The organism is Rhizobium sp. AN80A (assembly GCF_030053015.1).
Lineage (GTDB): Bacteria > Pseudomonadota > Alphaproteobacteria > Rhizobiales > Rhizobiaceae > Rhizobium > Rhizobium metallidurans.
The window spans coordinates 592,026-607,591 of the sequence record NZ_JASJPX010000003.1 but is presented as its reverse complement, the minus strand read 5'-3'; the positions used below and the strand labels follow the sequence as shown (position 1 = coordinate 607,591).

Sequence of the window (15,566 nt, the reverse complement as noted above, 5' to 3'; positions counted from 1 at the left end):
GACGGGCTGGATCGCATGAAGCCACCCGCACCCGAAACCTTCGAGGGCCAGATCCTGGCCCTCCTCCCGTCGCTCAGGCGCTATTCCCGCAGCCTGACCCGCTCCGACAGCGATGGCGAGGACCTGCTGCAGGACTGCGTCGAAAAGGTGCTCGCCCGCCGCGCGCAGTGGCGCGGGCTGAACCTGCGCGGCTGGGTGCTGACGATCATGACCAATCTTTACCGAAACCAGCGCCGCACCGTCGCGCGCCGTGACCTGGTCGATATAGACGGCGCCGTGGACGTGGCCGCGCCCGAGACATCGACCGACCCGCTCGAGCGCTCCCGCCTGGAAGACGCGCTGAACGGCCTGTCGGAAGATCACCGCGCCGTGCTGATGCTCGTCGTCATCGAGGGCTATACCTACCAGGAAGTGGCCGGAATGCTCGACATACCCTCGGGCACCGTCATGTCGCGCCTCTCCCGCGCCCGACAGCAACTGGCCGAACACATGAAATCAGACAACGTCATTACGCTCAGGAGACCGAAATGAGCGCCGCCGACCACCCCGTGACCGAAGCGGACCTCCACGCCTACACCGACGGCCTCCTGCCGGAACCCGACCGCCCGCGCATCGAGGCATGGCTGCGCGACAACCCCGACGATGCCGCGAAAATCGCCGAGTGGCAGGCGCAGAACGCCGGCATCAAGGCGATGTTCTCGGGCTACGATAAAGGTAGCCCCGGCGATGCCGACATGATCGGCCATAGGGTCGGCGGGTCACCCGCGCTTTCGCCCTGGTCGAAGCGTCTCGGCGCGGTCGCGGCAGCCATCGTCGTCTTTGCGGCCGGCACGCTCGCCGGCCATTACGGCCCCGCTTTGTTCGAGCGCCCCCCATTGCAGCTGACGGCCCAGGAGACCTTTCCGAGGGAGGCGCGGAACGCCTTCCTGGTCTATGCCAGCGAAGTCCGCCATCCCGTCGAGGTCTTCGCCAACGAGGAAGCGCACCTCGCGACCTGGCTCGGCAGGCGGCTGGCGATCGAAAACCTCAAGGTGCCCGATCTGAAAAGCCTGAACTACAATCTGGTCGGCGGCCGCCTGCTGCCTGTCGATGGCAAGCCGGGCGCGATGTTCATGTACGAGAATCAGGCCGGCGAACGCCTCACCGTGCTGGTCGGCCGCAACGCCTCCAACAGAACGACGAGCTTCCGCTTCGCCTCGTCAGACAATGTCGAGACCTTCTACTGGATCGACGGCGAACTCGGCTACGCCGTCACCGGCGAGATCTCGCGCGAGGAACTGAGAAAGGTCGCCGAGGAGTGCTATCGCCAGTTTCCGCCGTGATGTCACCGCAAGGGGACGAAGGCGTCAGCGTTGCGGATCATTGTCGAGCGTGATCGGCTTGCCATGCGGCGTCGCCTCCGCCGCCCGCTGCCAACTCCGCTGCAAAGCCGCGATCGTCGTAGCATCGGCAACACCGCGATCGACGAGGATCGAGGACAGCGCCGCCACCCAGCAATCGAAATAATCGCTGCCATCCTCCGCCCGGCCGGGCTTGTGCAGCTCACCGGACAACGCCTCGGCCCACTCGGTCCATGAAAACAGCCCGCGCTCGTGCAGATGCACCGTCATCGCAAACGCCTCCGCCGCCCACGGCTCCGGAAACACCGGCTCGCCATCCTGGGAGCGCGGCAACTGCGGTGACTGGGCAAGCGGCGAGCGCGTATCACACTGGCTCAAGATAGCTCTCCCAAGCATCGGGTGAAGAGATGGTCGGTCATCCGGATTTCCTTGTACCGTGACGAAAATGGCCAGGACCTTTGTCTTACGATCGGGGATTTGGTACCAAGCGATCTCTTACAATTCCGACCACTTCGTCAAACGCGATCTTATCGTCCATCAACTGCTCGACAGCCTTTGCAACAAGTAGCTTTGCAGCTTCGGCTTGCTGAGGATCGCGATCGTACAAGAGCGTATAGCCATTCAATGCCAGGAAGTAGCGTGCAGCAGCCCAAGCCGTCCGCTTATTGCCTTGTCCGAAACCGTGAGCCTTTCCCACGCCATAGATCACATGCGCGGCGAGAACGGCAAAATCCGTCTCTCCATATGAAAATTGGTTTCTGGCGCGATCGATTCCGGCTTCTATCGCCCCCATGTCACGAACAAGATGAGGCTCCCCGGTCGCTCCTACAGCCCGCTTGTTGAAATGAACGACATGGTCAGCCGCCACCCAAACGGGTTCGTCGCTCACTTGGCAAGATGCTCCATAATGACGGCATCTTCCTCAAGCAGATAATCCATGAAAGCGTCAGGATCGAACGGCACGGGCTTAATCTCAACCGTGGATTTGGCGGCATCGCCCCCACTTACGGACGAAACATCGGCTCGGCTCGCGGCAGAGCCAACCCGCCCGGTGCGAGCATCTCCGCCCACAAGGACAGAGGCCCCAGCGCGCGCGGGTCGTGTCTGCAAACCAGCTATGGTGCTCTTTTTGCTCATGCTTGCAAATATAGCGACAGGCTGTCACTTGTCAAAGATGCGGAACGCGCCATCCATTCACTAAAGTCACTTCCGGTCCCAGCGATTTTTCATTGCGCCGAATTCGACTAACTCAGCCGCCGGCCGGAACCAGATAGCTCTCCCAGGCATCGATCGACACCGTCAGCGACGTATCCGCCCCCTCGCCCCAGATCTCGGCGCCGTCGAAGACGACGGTGTAAACCCATTGCGGATTCTCGCCCTTGCCATGCGCGTTATCGTCGGGAAACACGAAGGAGCCCTGCACCGCCTCGATGACGCCGACCTTGGCGCGCGCGTAACGCGGCAGCCGCGTATGCGTCGTCGGATTGAAGTTCCGCGTCCTGACCCGGTCGCCGATGGCGAACCGCGCTGGCTGATCCAGCGGCCGATCGCAAGGACCGCCCTTGGCAAGAACACCGGCGACCATATCGGCTTTCAGCACCCGCTTAGGCGCGGCGCCGTCGAATTGCCGGTGGCCGCTTTCGATCTCCTCGGCGCTGGTAAAGCCGTGTCGCTCGAGCAGCACCTCCAGCGCCCGCGTCCAGATCTCGTAATAGCTGGCGGAGAGATAGCTGGCCGGCGGAATGCTCTCTCGCGCATGCCGGCTCTCGTCGATATTCCAGGCGCCGAAAGCGCCGCAGGAGAGCGTCAGCCCCAGCGCCCGCCTCTCCCACTCCGCGTGGAAATAGGGCTCATCCTTCTCGGGCGACACGGCGCCGAAGCCCATCTGTCCGCCGAGATCGTGCGGCCCGTTCATGCCGCTGATCCCGGTGCCGCGGCAAGGCCGGCGCCGATCATCGCGTCACGGCTGACGAGATCGGCCAGCTGCTCCTCGCCCAAGTCCTCGGTGCCCTCGGGCCGCCGCGGAATGACGAGATAGCGTAGTTCCGCCGTCGAATCCCAGACACGGATCTTCTGCCCCTCGGGCAGGCTGACGCCGAATTCGGCAAGCACCCCGCGCGGATCAATCACCGCCCGGGAGCGATAGGCCGGCGCCTTGTACCAGACGGGCGGCAGCCCCAGCACCGACCATGGATAGCAGGAGCACAGCGTGCAGACGACGAGATTGTGAGTCTCCTCGGTGTTGAACACCGCGCGCATGTGCTCGCCCTGCCGGCCGGTGTAGCCGAGGCTGGCGATCGCGGCCGTCGCGTCGTGCTTCAGCCATTCGGCGAAGTCGGGATCGCTCCAGGCCCTGGCAACGACCCGGGCGCCATTCCTGGGCCCGACCTTGGTCTGGTAGGTGTCGACGATGGCGTCGATCGCGGCGGGATCGATCAGCCCCTTCTCCGTCAGCACCGTCTCCAGCGCCTTCACGCGGGCCTGCATGTCGGAATAGTGGTTGTCGTGGTGGTGGTCATGCCCATGCCCATGATGGTGATCATGATCATGTTGGTCGTCGTGATGTTCGTGGTCGTCGTGCAAGAGACTACCCTCCGCCAGTGTCCCGATATCCTTAGGCACTCGCACGGCGCACGCCAAGCCCCGGCGCGCGCGTTCTGCCTATTTCAGCATCGGCCAAAGGCTCAGCACCAGAAGCACCGCCATGGTGATGTTGAACCACTTCAACCGCACCGGATCAGAGAGCCAGTCACGCAAAGCAGAACCGAAGCCGGCCCAGGTGGACACGCTGGGCACGTTGACGAGCGCAAAGGCCAGACCGACGATCAGCACGCTGACAAAATAGATATCCTGGATCGTATAGGTCGCCATCGCCGTCACCGCCATGACCCAGGCCTTCGGATTGACCCACTGGAACGCCGCCGCCGACAGGAAGGACATCGGCTTCACCACATCCTTGCCTTCGCTGAGCGACCGCGAGGTCGCGATCTTCCAGGCGATCCAGACAAGATAGGCGCCGCCCGCGAATTTCAACGCGGTGTAGACCGCCGGCACCGTATGCAGCACCGCGCCAAGCCCGAGCCCGACGCCGATCAACAGCGAAAAGAACCCGGCGCCGATACCGATCATGTGCGGGATCGTCCGGCGAAAGCCGAAATTCACGCCAGAGGTGAACAGCATCATGTTGTTCGGCCCCGGCGTGATCGACGTGGTGAAGGCGAACAGAAGCAGTGCCAGAAACGTATCGAGCGGCATGGGGGGCAACCTCCGCGGCCCGAGATCATCGCCCCGGGCCTTGTTAATTTAGGTCAGCATAATTGACCTAAATTAGAGTTTCCAGCCATCTATTGTCATGGTGACAGGATTGAAGCGGTTGAATTCGGGATGCGTGTCATATGTCATCCATCATCGATGATGTAGACCACACACCGCCAACATAACGAGGCCCACCATGCAAGACGATCCGATCCCAACGCTGACCATGCGCGACGGCACAGAGGTGCCGGTGCTTGGCCAGGGCACCTGGAACATGGGCGAAAAGGCTTCCGAGGCCAAGCGCGAGATCGAGAGCCTGCGCGCCGGTCTCGATCTTGGCATGGCGCTGATCGACACCGCCGAGATGTATGCCGAAGGCGGCGCCGAGACGATCGTCGGCGAGGCGATCCGTGGACGCCGCGACGAGGTCTATCTGGTGAGCAAGGTCTATCCCTGGAATGCCAGCCGCAAGGGCACGATCGAGGCCTGCGAAAACAGCCTGTCGCGCATGGGCACCGACCGCATCGATCTCTATCTCCTGCACTGGCGCGGCAGCCATCCGCTGGCGGAAACCGTCGAGGCTTTCGAGACGCTGAAGGCTCAGGGCAAGATCGGCCAGTGGGGCGTCTCCAATTTCGATACCGACGACATGGAGGAACTGCTCAGCGTTCCCGCGGGCAACAATGTCGCCGCCAACCAGGTGCTCTACAATCTCGGAAGGCGCGGCATCGAGTTCGATCTCCTGCCGTGGTGCCAGGAGCGCAACATTCCCGTCATGGCCTACTCGCCGATCGAGCAGGGCCGCATCATCCACCACCCCGAGATCATCCGCATCGCCAAGGCCAACCAGGCGACGCCGGCGCAGCTGGCGCTGGCCTTCCTTCTGGAGCGTGACGGCGTGATCGCCATCCCCAAGACGTCGAATGCGGCCCGCGTCACTGAGAACCGCGACGCCGTCTCGCTCGACCTCAGCGACGAGGACCTGGCCGCCCTCGACGCCGCCTTCCCGCCTCCATCCAGAAAAAAGCCGCTGGAGATGCTCTGACCTCCAGCGGCTTCCTATCCAACGGACTCTGTGTCGGGCCTTACATCCCCTGCGGTCCACGGTTCATCGCCGCGATCCCGGTGCGGCAGACCTCGATCAGGCCGAGCGGCTTCACGATCGCCACGAACTGGTCGATCTTCGAGGACTTGCCGGTCAGTTCGAGGATGAAATGCTCGACGGTCGCATCGACGACCTTGGCATGGAAGGCATCGGCCAGGCGCAGCGTCTCGGCGCGCGTTTCGCCATCGCCGGCCACCTTGATCAGCGCCACCTCGCGCTCGATCGGCCGCTCCTGCCCAAGCTCGCGCGCGCGCACCGTCAGATCGACAACGCGGTGCACGGGAATGATGCGCTCGAGCTGCGCCTTGATCTGCTCCAGCACCTGCGGCGTCCCGCGTGTCACGATGGTGATGCGCGACAGATGCGCCTGGTGCTCGGTCTCCGACACCGTCAGGCTTTCGATATTGTAACCGCGGCCGGAAAACAGGCCGATGACACGGGCAAGAACGCCCGGCTCGTTGTCGACGAGAACCGAAAGCGTGTGGTTCTCGATGGCAGCCGTTTCCGGCGAAATGAAGTAGGCGGAGCCCGTCGGCTGTAGGTGTGCGTTCATGTCTTGGTCCGTTTCCTCAGATTATGTCAGGACGCCAGCTCGACGCTGACGGAATTCATGTGTTTTTGAGCAAGCTTGACGAGACCCTTGTCGAAGGTAAGGAAGGTCTCGCCGGCAGCGGTGAGGCTGACGTGCAGGGCGTCGGCGAAGTCCATGCCGGCTTCGAAACCGTCCAGGGCTTTCAGGATATGCTCTCGTTCGACAACGATGATGGCGTCGGTACCGAGAACTTGCCGAAGCAGCCCAACAATCTGACTGCGATCCAGCTTCAACCTGCTCCTGAGAACCCATTCGGTTTCAAGCAGGACAGTCGGCAGCACGACCAATCGAAACGTCGTCGTCAGTCGAGCTGCCTGTGCCCATTGAGCGCTGTCGTCCCGAGCCAGCAGGCGGACAAGGATATTGGTGTCAATCGTCCTTGTCTTCATTCCACTGGCGCTCCAACCGCTCCCAATCCGCAATTGCCAGTTCGTCGATCGCCTTTCGTATCGCCTCAGGAGACAGGTCGACAGGCGGCCCGTCGTATTTCGGAAGACTGTCCAGGAATTCCTGGGCCGTCATCACCTTAGGGAAGGCATCCTGTCGCTCCGTCTCCACCGGCCGCAACACGACCCCGCGCCCGCCATCGACGATCTCGAGTTCGGCACCCGGCTTCCAGCCGTGCGCATCACGAACCGCCTGCGGCAGTGGTACGCTCCCGTTCTCCGATATCCTCACTCTGGCCATGGCACCTGCTCCTCAAGGAAGGGACGCGATCAATCTAGCGCGTCCCCTCGCTTCGATCAAACCAGCTGGCGGCCCTTGGCGTCGATGGCGTTGGCGACGGCCTCGTCGGTGGCCTCATCCGGCAAAAGCATCTCGTTATGTGCCTTGCCCGACGGGATCATCGGGAAGCAGTTGGCGAGATTGGCGACGCGGCAATCGAAGATGACGGGCTTCTTGACGTCGATCATCTCCTGGATGGTTGCGTCGAGATCGCCGGGCTTTTCGCAGCGCAGGCCGACGGCGCCATAGGCTTCCGCCAGCTTGACGAAATCGGGCATCGCCTCGGTATAGGAGTTCGACAGGCGGTTGCCGTGCAAGAGCTGCTGCCACTGGCGCACCATGCCCATGTACTGGTTGTTCATGATGAAGATCTTGATCGGCGCTTCATACTGGATCGCCGCCGACATTTCCTGGATGCACATCTGGATCGACGCGTCGCCGGCGATGTCGATGACGAGGCTTTCCGGATGCGCGATCTGCACGCCCAGCGCCGCCGGCAGGCCGTAGCCCATCGTTCCCAGGCCACCCGAGGTCATCCAGCGGTTCGGCTTCTCGAAGCCATAGAACTGCGCCGCCCACATCTGGTGCTGGCCGACTTCGGTCGTGATGAAGGTGTCGCGATCCTTGGTCAGCGCATAGAGGCGCTCCAGCGCGTATTGCGGCATGATCACGTCGTTATTCTGCGTGTAGGCAAACGAGTTGCGCGCGCGCCAGCGGGCGATATCGGCCCACCAATCGGCGATCTGGCTCTTCTCCGGCTTCTTCGGCAGGGCACGCCACAGGCGAACCATGTCTTCCAGGATATTGCCGACGTCGCCACGGATGGGAACGTCGACGCGGACGTTCTTGTTGATCGACGACGGATCGATGTCGATGTGGATCTTCTTCGAGTTCGGCGAGAACGCGTTCAGGCGGCCGGTGATGCGGTCGTCGAAGCGCGCGCCGATGCAGACCATGACGTCGCAATCGTGCATCGCCATGTTCGCCTCGTAGGAGCCGTGCATGCCGAGCATCTTCAGCCAGTTCTTGCCGGATGCCGGATAGGCGCCGAGGCCCATCAGCGTCGAGGTGATCGGGAAATCGGTGAGCTCGACCAGCTCGCGCAGCAGCTTGGAAGCCTCCGGCCCGGAGTTGATGACGCCGCCGCCGGAATAGATGATCGGACGACGCGCCTTCGACATCAGCTCGATCGCCGCATGGATCTGGTTCAGATCGCCCTGAACCTTCGGCTGGTAGCTCTTCTGAATCGCGTGCGCTGCCGGCGGTGTGTAGGTGCCGGTGGCGAACTGAACGTCCTTCGGAATATCGACCAGAACGGGACCCGGACGGCCCGACTGGGCGATGCGGAAAGCTTCATGAATGATCGCCGCCAGATCGTTGACGTCCTTGACCAGCCAGTTGTGCTTGGTGCAGGGGCGCGTGATGCCGACGGTATCGGCTTCCTGGAACGCGTCGGAGCCGATCAGCGAGGTCGGCACCTGGCCGGAAAGGCAGACGAGCGGGATCGGATCCATCAGCGCGTCCTGCAGCGGCGTGACCGCATTGGTGGCGCCGGGGCCTGACGTGACGAGCATGACGCCGACCTTGCCGGTGGAGCGGGCATAACCTTCGGCCGCGTGGCCGGCGCCCTGCTCGTGACGAACGAGGATGTGCTTGATCTCGTCCTGCTGGAAGATCTCGTCATAGATCGGAAGCACGGCACCGCCGGGATAGCCGAACAGGTGTTCGACACCATTGTCCTTGAGCGCGCGGATAACGATTTCCGCGCCTGTCATCCTGTTATCGTCCGTCTGAGTGTCCGTGCCCGTCATGTTTTTGTTCCATTTTGACTGCTGGGATTTGAAGGTCTTGGCGGCGAGCCTGAATTTCAGGCATAAAAAAAGGCCCCTTGGGGAGCCTCTTGTCTAGCGCATGGGTGGCTGTCGCCGGATGGTTACACCATCCTGCCCATGCGCTGTCCCACCACAATAAGAATTGCTGCTATCTTCATGGCGGGAAGTGATAGACAGAAAATTTCGCAGCGTCAACGCTTAAAGCAATAAAAAGCCGACCCTTCAAATTTATGGGCATCCGGCGTCGCCGCAGCGCCATGGCAAAGGGTTTATTAAACGTTCGCTTATATCCTCCCCTGCAATCTCGGGGAGTAGCCCTTTGCAGAACAACGACTTGCAGACGTCAGGCAGCGCGGGCGAGCATGACCGCCGCGACGCCCTTGCGCCGGGAAACCGTTTCCTCGGCCGTGTCGTCGCGTGCAGCGGGTCGCGCGCCACCATCGCCGCCGTCGCCGAAGCCGGCGGCACCGATCTCACCGAACTCTGGTCCGTCGGACGCCTGATCTCGATAACCGTCGGCCGCAACCGCGTCGTGGCGCTCGTCTATTCCATGAACACGGGCACGCATGCCTGGGGCGAAGGCGAGGACAACTATTTCAAGATCGAGACCGAGCTGCTCGGCGAGGTCCGCGTCGACGAGGACGGCACGGAGCAATTCTCCACCGGCATCTCGCGCTATCCCTATCTCGGCGCCGTCGCGCACCGCATCCGCTCCTCCGACCTGATGCGGATCTACGATGCCGGCACGGGAACCACCGCCGTCATCGGCAAGCTGACGCAGGACGAAAGCATCGATGCGTCGATCCACGTCCCCTCCATGCTGTCGAAACACTTCGCCATCGTCGGCTCGACCGGCGTCGGCAAATCGACCGCCGTGTCGCTGCTCTTGCACAAGGCGATCGAGGCCGACCCCAAGCTGCGTGTCCTGATCCTCGACCCGCACAACGAATTCGCCGCCGCCTTTCCCAGGCATTCCGTCGTCGTCGATACGGACACGCTCGACCTGCCCTTCTGGCTGATGCGCCTGGAGGAATTCGCCGAAGTCGTCTTCCGTGGCCGCACGCCGGTGCCGGAAGAGCTCGACATGCTGCGCGACATCCTGCCGGAAGCCAAACGCGCTTTCCGCGGCAGCGACAATTCGCTGGTCCGCCGCACCACCGAGAAGAGCTCGATCACCGCCGACACGCCCGTCCCCTATCGCATGGCCGATCTCCTGGCGCTGATCGACGAGCGCATCGGCCGTCTGGAAGGTCGCGGAGAAAAGCCGTTCCTGCGGTCGCTGAAGATGCGCATCATCGCGGCGATCAACGACCCGCGCTACCACTTCATGTTCTCCAACAACACGATCTCGGATACGATCATGGAGACGGTGGCCGAGATCTTCCGCGTGCCCGGCGACAACAAGCCGATCTGCACCTTCCAGCTCTCCGGCATCCCATCCGAGGTCGTCAATTCGGTGGCGTCGGTGCTGTGCCGCATGGCATTCGAAATCGCGCTGTGGAGCGATGGCGCCATCCACATGCTGGTGGTCTGCGAAGAAGCGCACCGCTACATTCCGTCCGACCCCACGCTCGGTTTCTTCCCGACGCGCCAGGCGATTGCCCGCATCGCCAAGGAAGGCCGCAAGTACGGCGTCTCGCTCGGCATCATCACGCAGCGCCCGGGCGAACTCGACCAGACCATCCTGTCGCAGTGCTCGACGCTGTTTGCCATGCGCCTCGCCAACGATCGCGACCAGGAGATCATCCGCTCCGCCATCCCGAATTCCTCGATCTCGACGACAAGCTTCATCTCCTCGATCGGCAATGGCGAAGCCATCGCATTCGGCGAGGCGATCAGCGTGCCGATGCGCATGCGCTTCTCCCGCGTCAGCGAAGACCTGCTGCCCAAGGCCAACGGCGCGACGCCGAAATTCACCGAGGAAGATCCCGATAACGTCGATCTGCGCAAGATCGTCACCCGCATGCGCGCCGTCAGCGGCCCCGATATCTCGGCCTTCCAGCAAAGCGTCAAGAACGCCGGCCACGGCCTGTCGGGAGAAGACGACGATACGGAATACGATCAGGTCTTCAACGCCGACGTCTATCCGCCGATCATCCCGGCCCCGATCCCTAACACGCCGCCGCTCGCACCGATCGAACCATACCGCCGCGACATGCTGCCGACGGCCCCGATCTCCCGCGAACCGGTCACACCGCCGAAGCCATCGCGCGGATCCTTCGGCGTCGCCGCCGACACCTCGATCGAAAGCCGGCTGGAAGCGCTGAGGCGCGAGATGCGCGGCGAACAAAATCCCGCCCCGCGACCCGCCGACCCGCCATCACAGCAGCAGCCAGCGAGCATTCGCCGCGAACCCGGCGTATCGCTGCGCGAAAGCATCCTCAAAAAGCCGTTGAGCAGCCTCTACGACAAGGATTGAGCGGGCGGCCGGCCGCTAGACTAGCTCCGCCGTTCCCAGCTCTCGTCCATCTGGTTGCGAAACCACGTCATCTGCCGCTTCGCATATTGCCGCGTCGCCGCGGCACCCTTTTCCAGCACATCGGCGCGCGACATCGTGCCGTCGAGCATGGCGGCGACCTGCGGCACGCCGATCGCCTTCATGACCGGCATCTCCGGTGGAAGCGACAAGGCCAGAAGCGCCCTCACCTCGTCGGCCGCACCCTCAGCCAGCATCAGTTCGAAACGCCGGTTGATGCGGTCGTGCAGCACGCCGCGCTCCGGCAGAACCACGATCTTGCGCGCTCTATCGGGATCGATCACGACGGGCCCTGACTGCCCCTGCAGCTCGGCGATCGACCGTCCCGTCACCTCCAGCACCTCCAGCGCCCGGACGATCCGCTGGCCATCCTGCGGATTGAGCGCCGCCGCCACGCCTGCGTCGCGCTGCGAAAGCTCCGCGTGCAGCACCGCGCCGCCTTCCTCGATCAGCCGGGTCCGCAGCCGCGCGCGGATATCTTCCGGGATCACCGGCATGTCGGAAAGGCCACCGGTCAGCGCCTTGAAATAGAGCCCCGTCCCGCCGACGAAGACAGGCAGACGACCGTCCGCCCGCAGTCGAGGCAGAAGTGCGGTGACATCGCGCAGCCACGCGCCGGTCGAATAGGCGGTCGCGGCGGGCACATGGCCGTAGAGATGATGCGGCACGCCCTGCATCTCCTCGTCCGATGGCCGCGCGGTGAGCACCCGCAGCGTGTCGTAGACCTGCATGCTGTCGGCATTGATCACGACGCCATCGTGACGTTTCGCGAACTCGACGGCCAGCGCGGACTTGCCGCTGGCCGTCGGCCCGGTTATCAGGATCGCATCCATTGCGTTCAGAAGGTTTTCCATCATGGCTCTCGTTGCCACGCTTGTTGCCAATCCGTCAAATCCTGTTCTGACAGCCGCCATCGCCGAGAAGGCCGCCGACGCCGCCAGGGCATCCGGTCTCTACTGGCTGGCCGACGGAGTAGCCTGCGATATCGCGCTGCGCGATGGTACCGATGCGACAGCCGCCCACGCCGCGATAGCAGCCGTCATCGCCGGCGCCCCGATCGATCTCGTCATTCAGGATCAGGACACGCGCCGCAAGAAGCTTTTGATCGCCGACATGGATTCGACCATGATCGGCCAGGAATGCATCGACGAACTGGCGGCCGAGGTCGGCCTCAAGGACAAGGTGGCCGCGATCACCGCCCGCGCCATGAACGGCGAGATCGCCTTCGAGCCGGCATTGCGCGAACGCGTCGCGCTCTTGAAGGGCTTGCCGATCTCGGTCGTCGACGAGGTGATCGCCAAGCGCATCACGCTGACGCCGGGTGGAATGGAGCTGATCGCGACGATGAAGGCAAAGGGCTATTACACGGCGCTGGTCTCCGGAGGCTTCACCGTCTTCACCAGCCGCATCGCCGCCACCCTCGGCTTCGACGAAGACCGCGCCAACATCCTGCTCGAGGAAAACGGCCATCTCACCGGCTTCGTCGCCGAGCCGATCCTCGGCAAGCAGGCGAAAGTCGATGCGCTCGAGGATATCTCGAAGAAACTCGGCATCTCCCCCGAGGAGGCGATGGCCGTCGGCGACGGCGCCAACGATCTCGGCATGCTGCACATCGCCGGATCGGGCGTCGCCCTCCACGCCAAGCCGGCCGTCGCGGCCGAAGCGAAAATTCAGATCAACCACGCCGACCTCAGTGCCCTTCTCTACATCCAGGGCTATCGCAAGACGGATTTCGTGACGGTGTGACGTCGGATTGGTCACCACTTAGGCCACTCCAATCCTACTTGGCATATCCAACGTGCCAACCGACCATCAGACAGATGCAATCAGAGCTGGCAGTGAATACTTCCAGGCGATTGCAACCTGCGCTATCCTGCACGCATAGAACATTGCACTTTACAAATTTGTACGTACAATATTGTGAGGCATTCGCATGCCGCAATTTATATGGAACGAGCAAAAGAGCCGTAGCAACAAGCTGAAGCACGGCATTTCATTTGAAACGGCTGCACTCATCTGGAGCGATCCAAATTATCTGCTTGTTCCGGATGCTGTTTATGATGGCGAAGAGAGATGGCTGGCGATCGGCAGGACTGGCATAACAACCGTCTTGGTCGCAGTGCATACGTCGTATGATGATGACGGCGAGGAAACCATTCGCATTATCAGCGCCAGAAAGGCGACGGCACATGAGAGAAAGCAATACGAAAAGTCGATCGCTCACTGAGTTGCAGCAGGCCGAACTCGACGCTCTCGACGCTCTTGCCGATGAGGCAATCGACACGAGCGATATCCCGGAGATTACCGACGAGCGTTGGACGCTTGCGCGCAAGGGTCAACTCTACCGTCCGGTCAAGCAATCCGTAACGATCCGCCTGGATGCGGATATTCTTGAATGGTTTAAAAGCCACGCCCAAGGGCGCGGCTATCAGACCGAGATCAACAACGCCTTGCGCCGCTATATCGCCGAGCAACTCAAACGCAGCGGCTGACGCCGCCCTACTCCATCGGCACCGCGACGAAGCGCAGGTCGCCATTCGCCGATGCGATCATCATCTGCGCGTTGCGCCGGCCTTCCTGCTTCAGCGACTGCACCTTGGCAACGACCGTCTCCGGCGAGCGCATGAACTCCTGCGCCACCTCGACGATCACGTCGCCGGCCTTCAGGCCCTTTTCGTCCGCAAGCGAGCCCGGCTTGACCTCGGAGACGAGCACGCCATCGACGCTCTCGGCGATACCGAAGCTCTTGCGGTTATCCGCATTGAGCGCCGATAGCGACAGGCCGAGAATGTTCTTCGCATCGCCCACCTCGGGCGCCGGCTGCGCGGGTTTATCCTTGTTGTCGGGCGTCGGGTGCGCCTGATCGTCGTTCTGGTCGTCCATATCCTGATTTTCGTTGGGATCGGGATTGATCACGCCGCCATCGTTTTCCGAACTGTCCGCCGCCGCCTGATCGCTGTCTTCGAGACGGCCGAGCGTGACCTTGACCGTCTGCTCCTTGCCGTCGCGCAGCACCACGACATCGACCGCCTTGCCGACGGGGCTTTCCGCCACGACGCGCGGCAGGTCGCGCATCTCGTTGACGGCCTTGCCGTCGAATTTCAGGATGACGTCGCCGGCCTTGATCGAGCCGTCGTCGACCGGCCCGCCCTTGATGACGCCCGCGACCAGCGCGCCCCTGGCGCTGGAAAGGCCGAGGCTGTCGGCAATGTCGTCGGTCACCGGCTGGATGCGAACGCCGAGCCAGCCGCGGCGCGTCTCGCCGAATTCACGCAACTGCTGCACCACGCCCGCCGCCAGCTCCGCCGGCACCGAGAAGCCGATGCCGATCGAGCCGCCGCTCGGCGAGATGATCGCCGTGTTGATGCCGATCACCTCTCCCTTCATGTTGAAGAGCGGGCCGCCGGAATTGCCCTTGTTGATCGCCGCGTCGGTCTGGATGAAATTGTCGTAGGGGCCCGCATTGATATTGCGCCCGCGTCCCGAGATGATGCCGACGGTGACCGAACCGCCGAAGCCGAACGGGTTGCCGATCGCCATGACCCAGTCGCCGATGCGCATGACGCTGGAATCGCCGAACTGCACCGCCTTCAGTGGCTTCTTCGGCTCCACCTTCAAGACGGCGAGGTCGGTCTTGGTATCGGTGCCGATCAGCTTGGCCTTGAGCTTGGTGCCGTCGGCGAAGTTGATCTCGATGTCGTCGGCGCCGTCGATAACGTGGTTGTTGGTGACGATCAGCCCCTGCGGGTCGATCACGAAGCCGGAGCCGAGCGAACTGACATTGTGGTTGCTGCCGGGCTTGCCCTTCTGCTTGTTGAAGAAGTCGTTGAAGAACTCCTGGAAAGGCGATCCGTCGGGCGCGCGCGGCGCGGGACCGGCCCCTTCGTCGTCCTTGACGTTCTGCGATGTCGAGATGTTCACGACCGCGTCGAGCAGTCCTTCGGCGAGATCGGCAACCGAGGCCGGACCATTGGTCGGCGGTGTGCTCTGTGCCTGAGAAACCCCGGCAAAGCCGACATTGGCCAGCAGTGCCGCCCCGGCCAGAAGCGCGAGCGATCGTCTGAAGGTCGGGCGGGTCGTGGGGGCCATCAAGCATCCTCATGTGTGTCAAAAGCGCACTCTGATCATGAGCATAAGGCGTAATGATGGAGGGTGAAATCACCTTTTCGCGAAATCCCGTGCAATCTGCTCGGGGTGTCCGCGAAGTCCAGGAGAGCGGGCGCAATACCCTAAAAATAAA

At 62.7% G+C, this 15,566-nt stretch carries 18 protein-coding genes; 7 read left to right on the top strand and 11 right to left on the bottom strand.

The window, feature by feature from the left end; genetic code table 11:
* Window positions 1-15: 15 nt before the first annotated feature.
* Window positions 16-531 (top strand): RNA polymerase sigma factor, encoded by a 516-nt coding sequence (locus P3R82_RS14505; protein ID WP_183899056.1) that lies wholly within the window; start codon window positions 16-18, stop codon window positions 529-531.
* Window positions 528-1,322 carry an anti-sigma factor gene (locus P3R82_RS14500; RefSeq protein WP_283194353.1) on the top strand — a complete coding sequence of 265 codons (795 nt, stop codon included), beginning with the start codon at window positions 528-530 and terminating at the stop codon, window positions 1,320-1,322. The genes P3R82_RS14505 and P3R82_RS14500 overlap by 4 nt, the downstream gene beginning before the upstream one ends.
* A 24-nt stretch (window positions 1,323-1,346) precedes the next feature.
* On the opposite strand, the gene P3R82_RS14495 is transcribed toward P3R82_RS14500, so the two are convergent.
* The 5 genes from P3R82_RS14495 to P3R82_RS14475 all read right to left on the bottom strand — a co-directional run bounded on the left by P3R82_RS14495 (window position 1,347) and on the right by P3R82_RS14475 (window position 4,595).
* The gene (locus tag P3R82_RS14495) at window positions 1,347-1,718 is read right to left on the bottom strand and encodes a nitrile hydratase accessory protein (RefSeq protein WP_283194352.1); all 372 of its coding nucleotides are present in this window, start codon (window positions 1,716-1,718) and stop codon (window positions 1,347-1,349) included.
* Between the two features lie 85 nt (window positions 1,719-1,803).
* A complete protein-coding gene (locus tag P3R82_RS14490) occupies window positions 1,804-2,229 on the bottom strand; it encodes a type II toxin-antitoxin system death-on-curing family toxin (protein WP_283194351.1) in 426 nt (141 codons plus the stop codon).
* A gap of 360 nt (window positions 2,230-2,589) precedes the next feature.
* The gene (gene nthB / locus P3R82_RS14485) at window positions 2,590-3,255 is read right to left on the bottom strand and encodes a nitrile hydratase subunit beta (RefSeq protein WP_283194350.1); all 666 of its coding nucleotides are present in this window, start codon (window positions 3,253-3,255) and stop codon (window positions 2,590-2,592) included.
* The gene (gene nthA / locus P3R82_RS14480) at window positions 3,252-3,923 is read right to left on the bottom strand and encodes a nitrile hydratase subunit alpha (RefSeq protein WP_283194349.1); all 672 of its coding nucleotides are present in this window, start codon (window positions 3,921-3,923) and stop codon (window positions 3,252-3,254) included. The genes nthB and nthA overlap by 4 nt, the downstream gene beginning before the upstream one ends.
* A 78-nt stretch (window positions 3,924-4,001) precedes the next feature.
* Window positions 4,002-4,595 carry a LysE family translocator gene (locus tag P3R82_RS14475; RefSeq protein WP_283194348.1) on the bottom strand — a complete coding sequence of 198 codons (594 nt, stop codon included), beginning with the start codon at window positions 4,593-4,595 and terminating at the stop codon, window positions 4,002-4,004.
* A gap of 196 nt (window positions 4,596-4,791) precedes the next feature.
* Between P3R82_RS14475 and P3R82_RS14470 the strand changes: the two genes are divergently transcribed.
* Window positions 4,792-5,640: an aldo/keto reductase gene (locus P3R82_RS14470; protein WP_283194347.1), complete on the top strand. Its 849-nt coding sequence runs from the start codon at window positions 4,792-4,794 to the stop codon at window positions 5,638-5,640.
* 40 nt (window positions 5,641-5,680) lie between these two features.
* Here the strand turns inward: P3R82_RS14470 and ilvN are convergent, their stop codons facing one another.
* From ilvN to P3R82_RS14450, 4 genes are read right to left on the bottom strand one after another with little or no spacing between them, the layout of a single operon-like run.
* Window positions 5,681-6,253: an acetolactate synthase small subunit gene (gene ilvN, locus P3R82_RS14465; protein WP_018900306.1), complete on the bottom strand. Its 573-nt coding sequence runs from the start codon at window positions 6,251-6,253 to the stop codon at window positions 5,681-5,683.
* Between the two features lie 26 nt (window positions 6,254-6,279).
* Window positions 6,280-6,681, bottom strand: coding sequence for a type II toxin-antitoxin system VapC family toxin (locus P3R82_RS14460; protein WP_283194346.1), 402 nt, complete (start codon window positions 6,679-6,681; stop codon window positions 6,280-6,282).
* On the bottom strand, window positions 6,662-6,979 hold the full coding sequence (locus P3R82_RS14455) for an AbrB/MazE/SpoVT family DNA-binding domain-containing protein (protein WP_283194345.1): 318 nt from the start codon (window positions 6,977-6,979) through the stop codon (window positions 6,662-6,664). The genes P3R82_RS14460 and P3R82_RS14455 overlap by 20 nt, the downstream gene beginning before the upstream one ends.
* A gap of 56 nt (window positions 6,980-7,035) precedes the next feature.
* Entirely contained in the window at window positions 7,036-8,829 is a 1,794-nt protein-coding gene (locus tag P3R82_RS14450; protein ID WP_283194344.1) for an acetolactate synthase 3 large subunit, read from the bottom strand.
* Between the two features lie 340 nt (window positions 8,830-9,169).
* On the opposite strand from P3R82_RS14450, the gene P3R82_RS14445 reads away from it, so the two are divergent.
* Window positions 9,170-11,269: a DUF87 domain-containing protein gene (locus P3R82_RS14445; protein ID WP_283194343.1), complete on the top strand. Its 2,100-nt coding sequence runs from the start codon at window positions 9,170-9,172 to the stop codon at window positions 11,267-11,269.
* A gap of 20 nt (window positions 11,270-11,289) precedes the next feature.
* On the opposite strand, the gene miaA is transcribed toward P3R82_RS14445, so the two are convergent.
* Window positions 11,290-12,183: a tRNA (adenosine(37)-N6)-dimethylallyltransferase MiaA gene (gene miaA / locus P3R82_RS14440; RefSeq protein ID WP_283196345.1), complete on the bottom strand. Its 894-nt coding sequence runs from the start codon at window positions 12,181-12,183 to the stop codon at window positions 11,290-11,292.
* Here miaA and serB point away from each other — a divergent pair.
* The 3 genes from serB (at window position 12,182) to P3R82_RS14425 (ending at window position 13,818) form a co-directional block, all read left to right on the top strand.
* A complete protein-coding gene (gene serB / locus P3R82_RS14435; RefSeq protein WP_283194342.1) occupies window positions 12,182-13,072 on the top strand; it encodes a phosphoserine phosphatase SerB in 891 nt (296 codons plus the stop codon). The genes miaA and serB overlap by 2 nt on opposite strands.
* A 187-nt stretch (window positions 13,073-13,259) precedes the next feature.
* Entirely contained in the window at window positions 13,260-13,553 is a 294-nt protein-coding gene (locus P3R82_RS14430; protein ID WP_283194341.1) for a BrnT family toxin, read from the top strand.
* On the top strand, window positions 13,516-13,818 hold the full coding sequence (locus tag P3R82_RS14425) for a BrnA antitoxin family protein (RefSeq protein ID WP_283194340.1): 303 nt from the start codon (window positions 13,516-13,518) through the stop codon (window positions 13,816-13,818). Before P3R82_RS14430 ends, P3R82_RS14425 begins: the two co-directional genes overlap by 38 nt.
* 7 nt (window positions 13,819-13,825) lie before the next feature.
* Here the strand turns inward: P3R82_RS14425 and P3R82_RS14420 are convergent, their stop codons facing one another.
* On the bottom strand, window positions 13,826-15,415 hold the full coding sequence (locus P3R82_RS14420; RefSeq protein ID WP_283194339.1) for a DegQ family serine endoprotease: 1,590 nt from the start codon (window positions 15,413-15,415) through the stop codon (window positions 13,826-13,828).
* Window positions 15,416-15,566 lie beyond the last annotated feature (151 nt).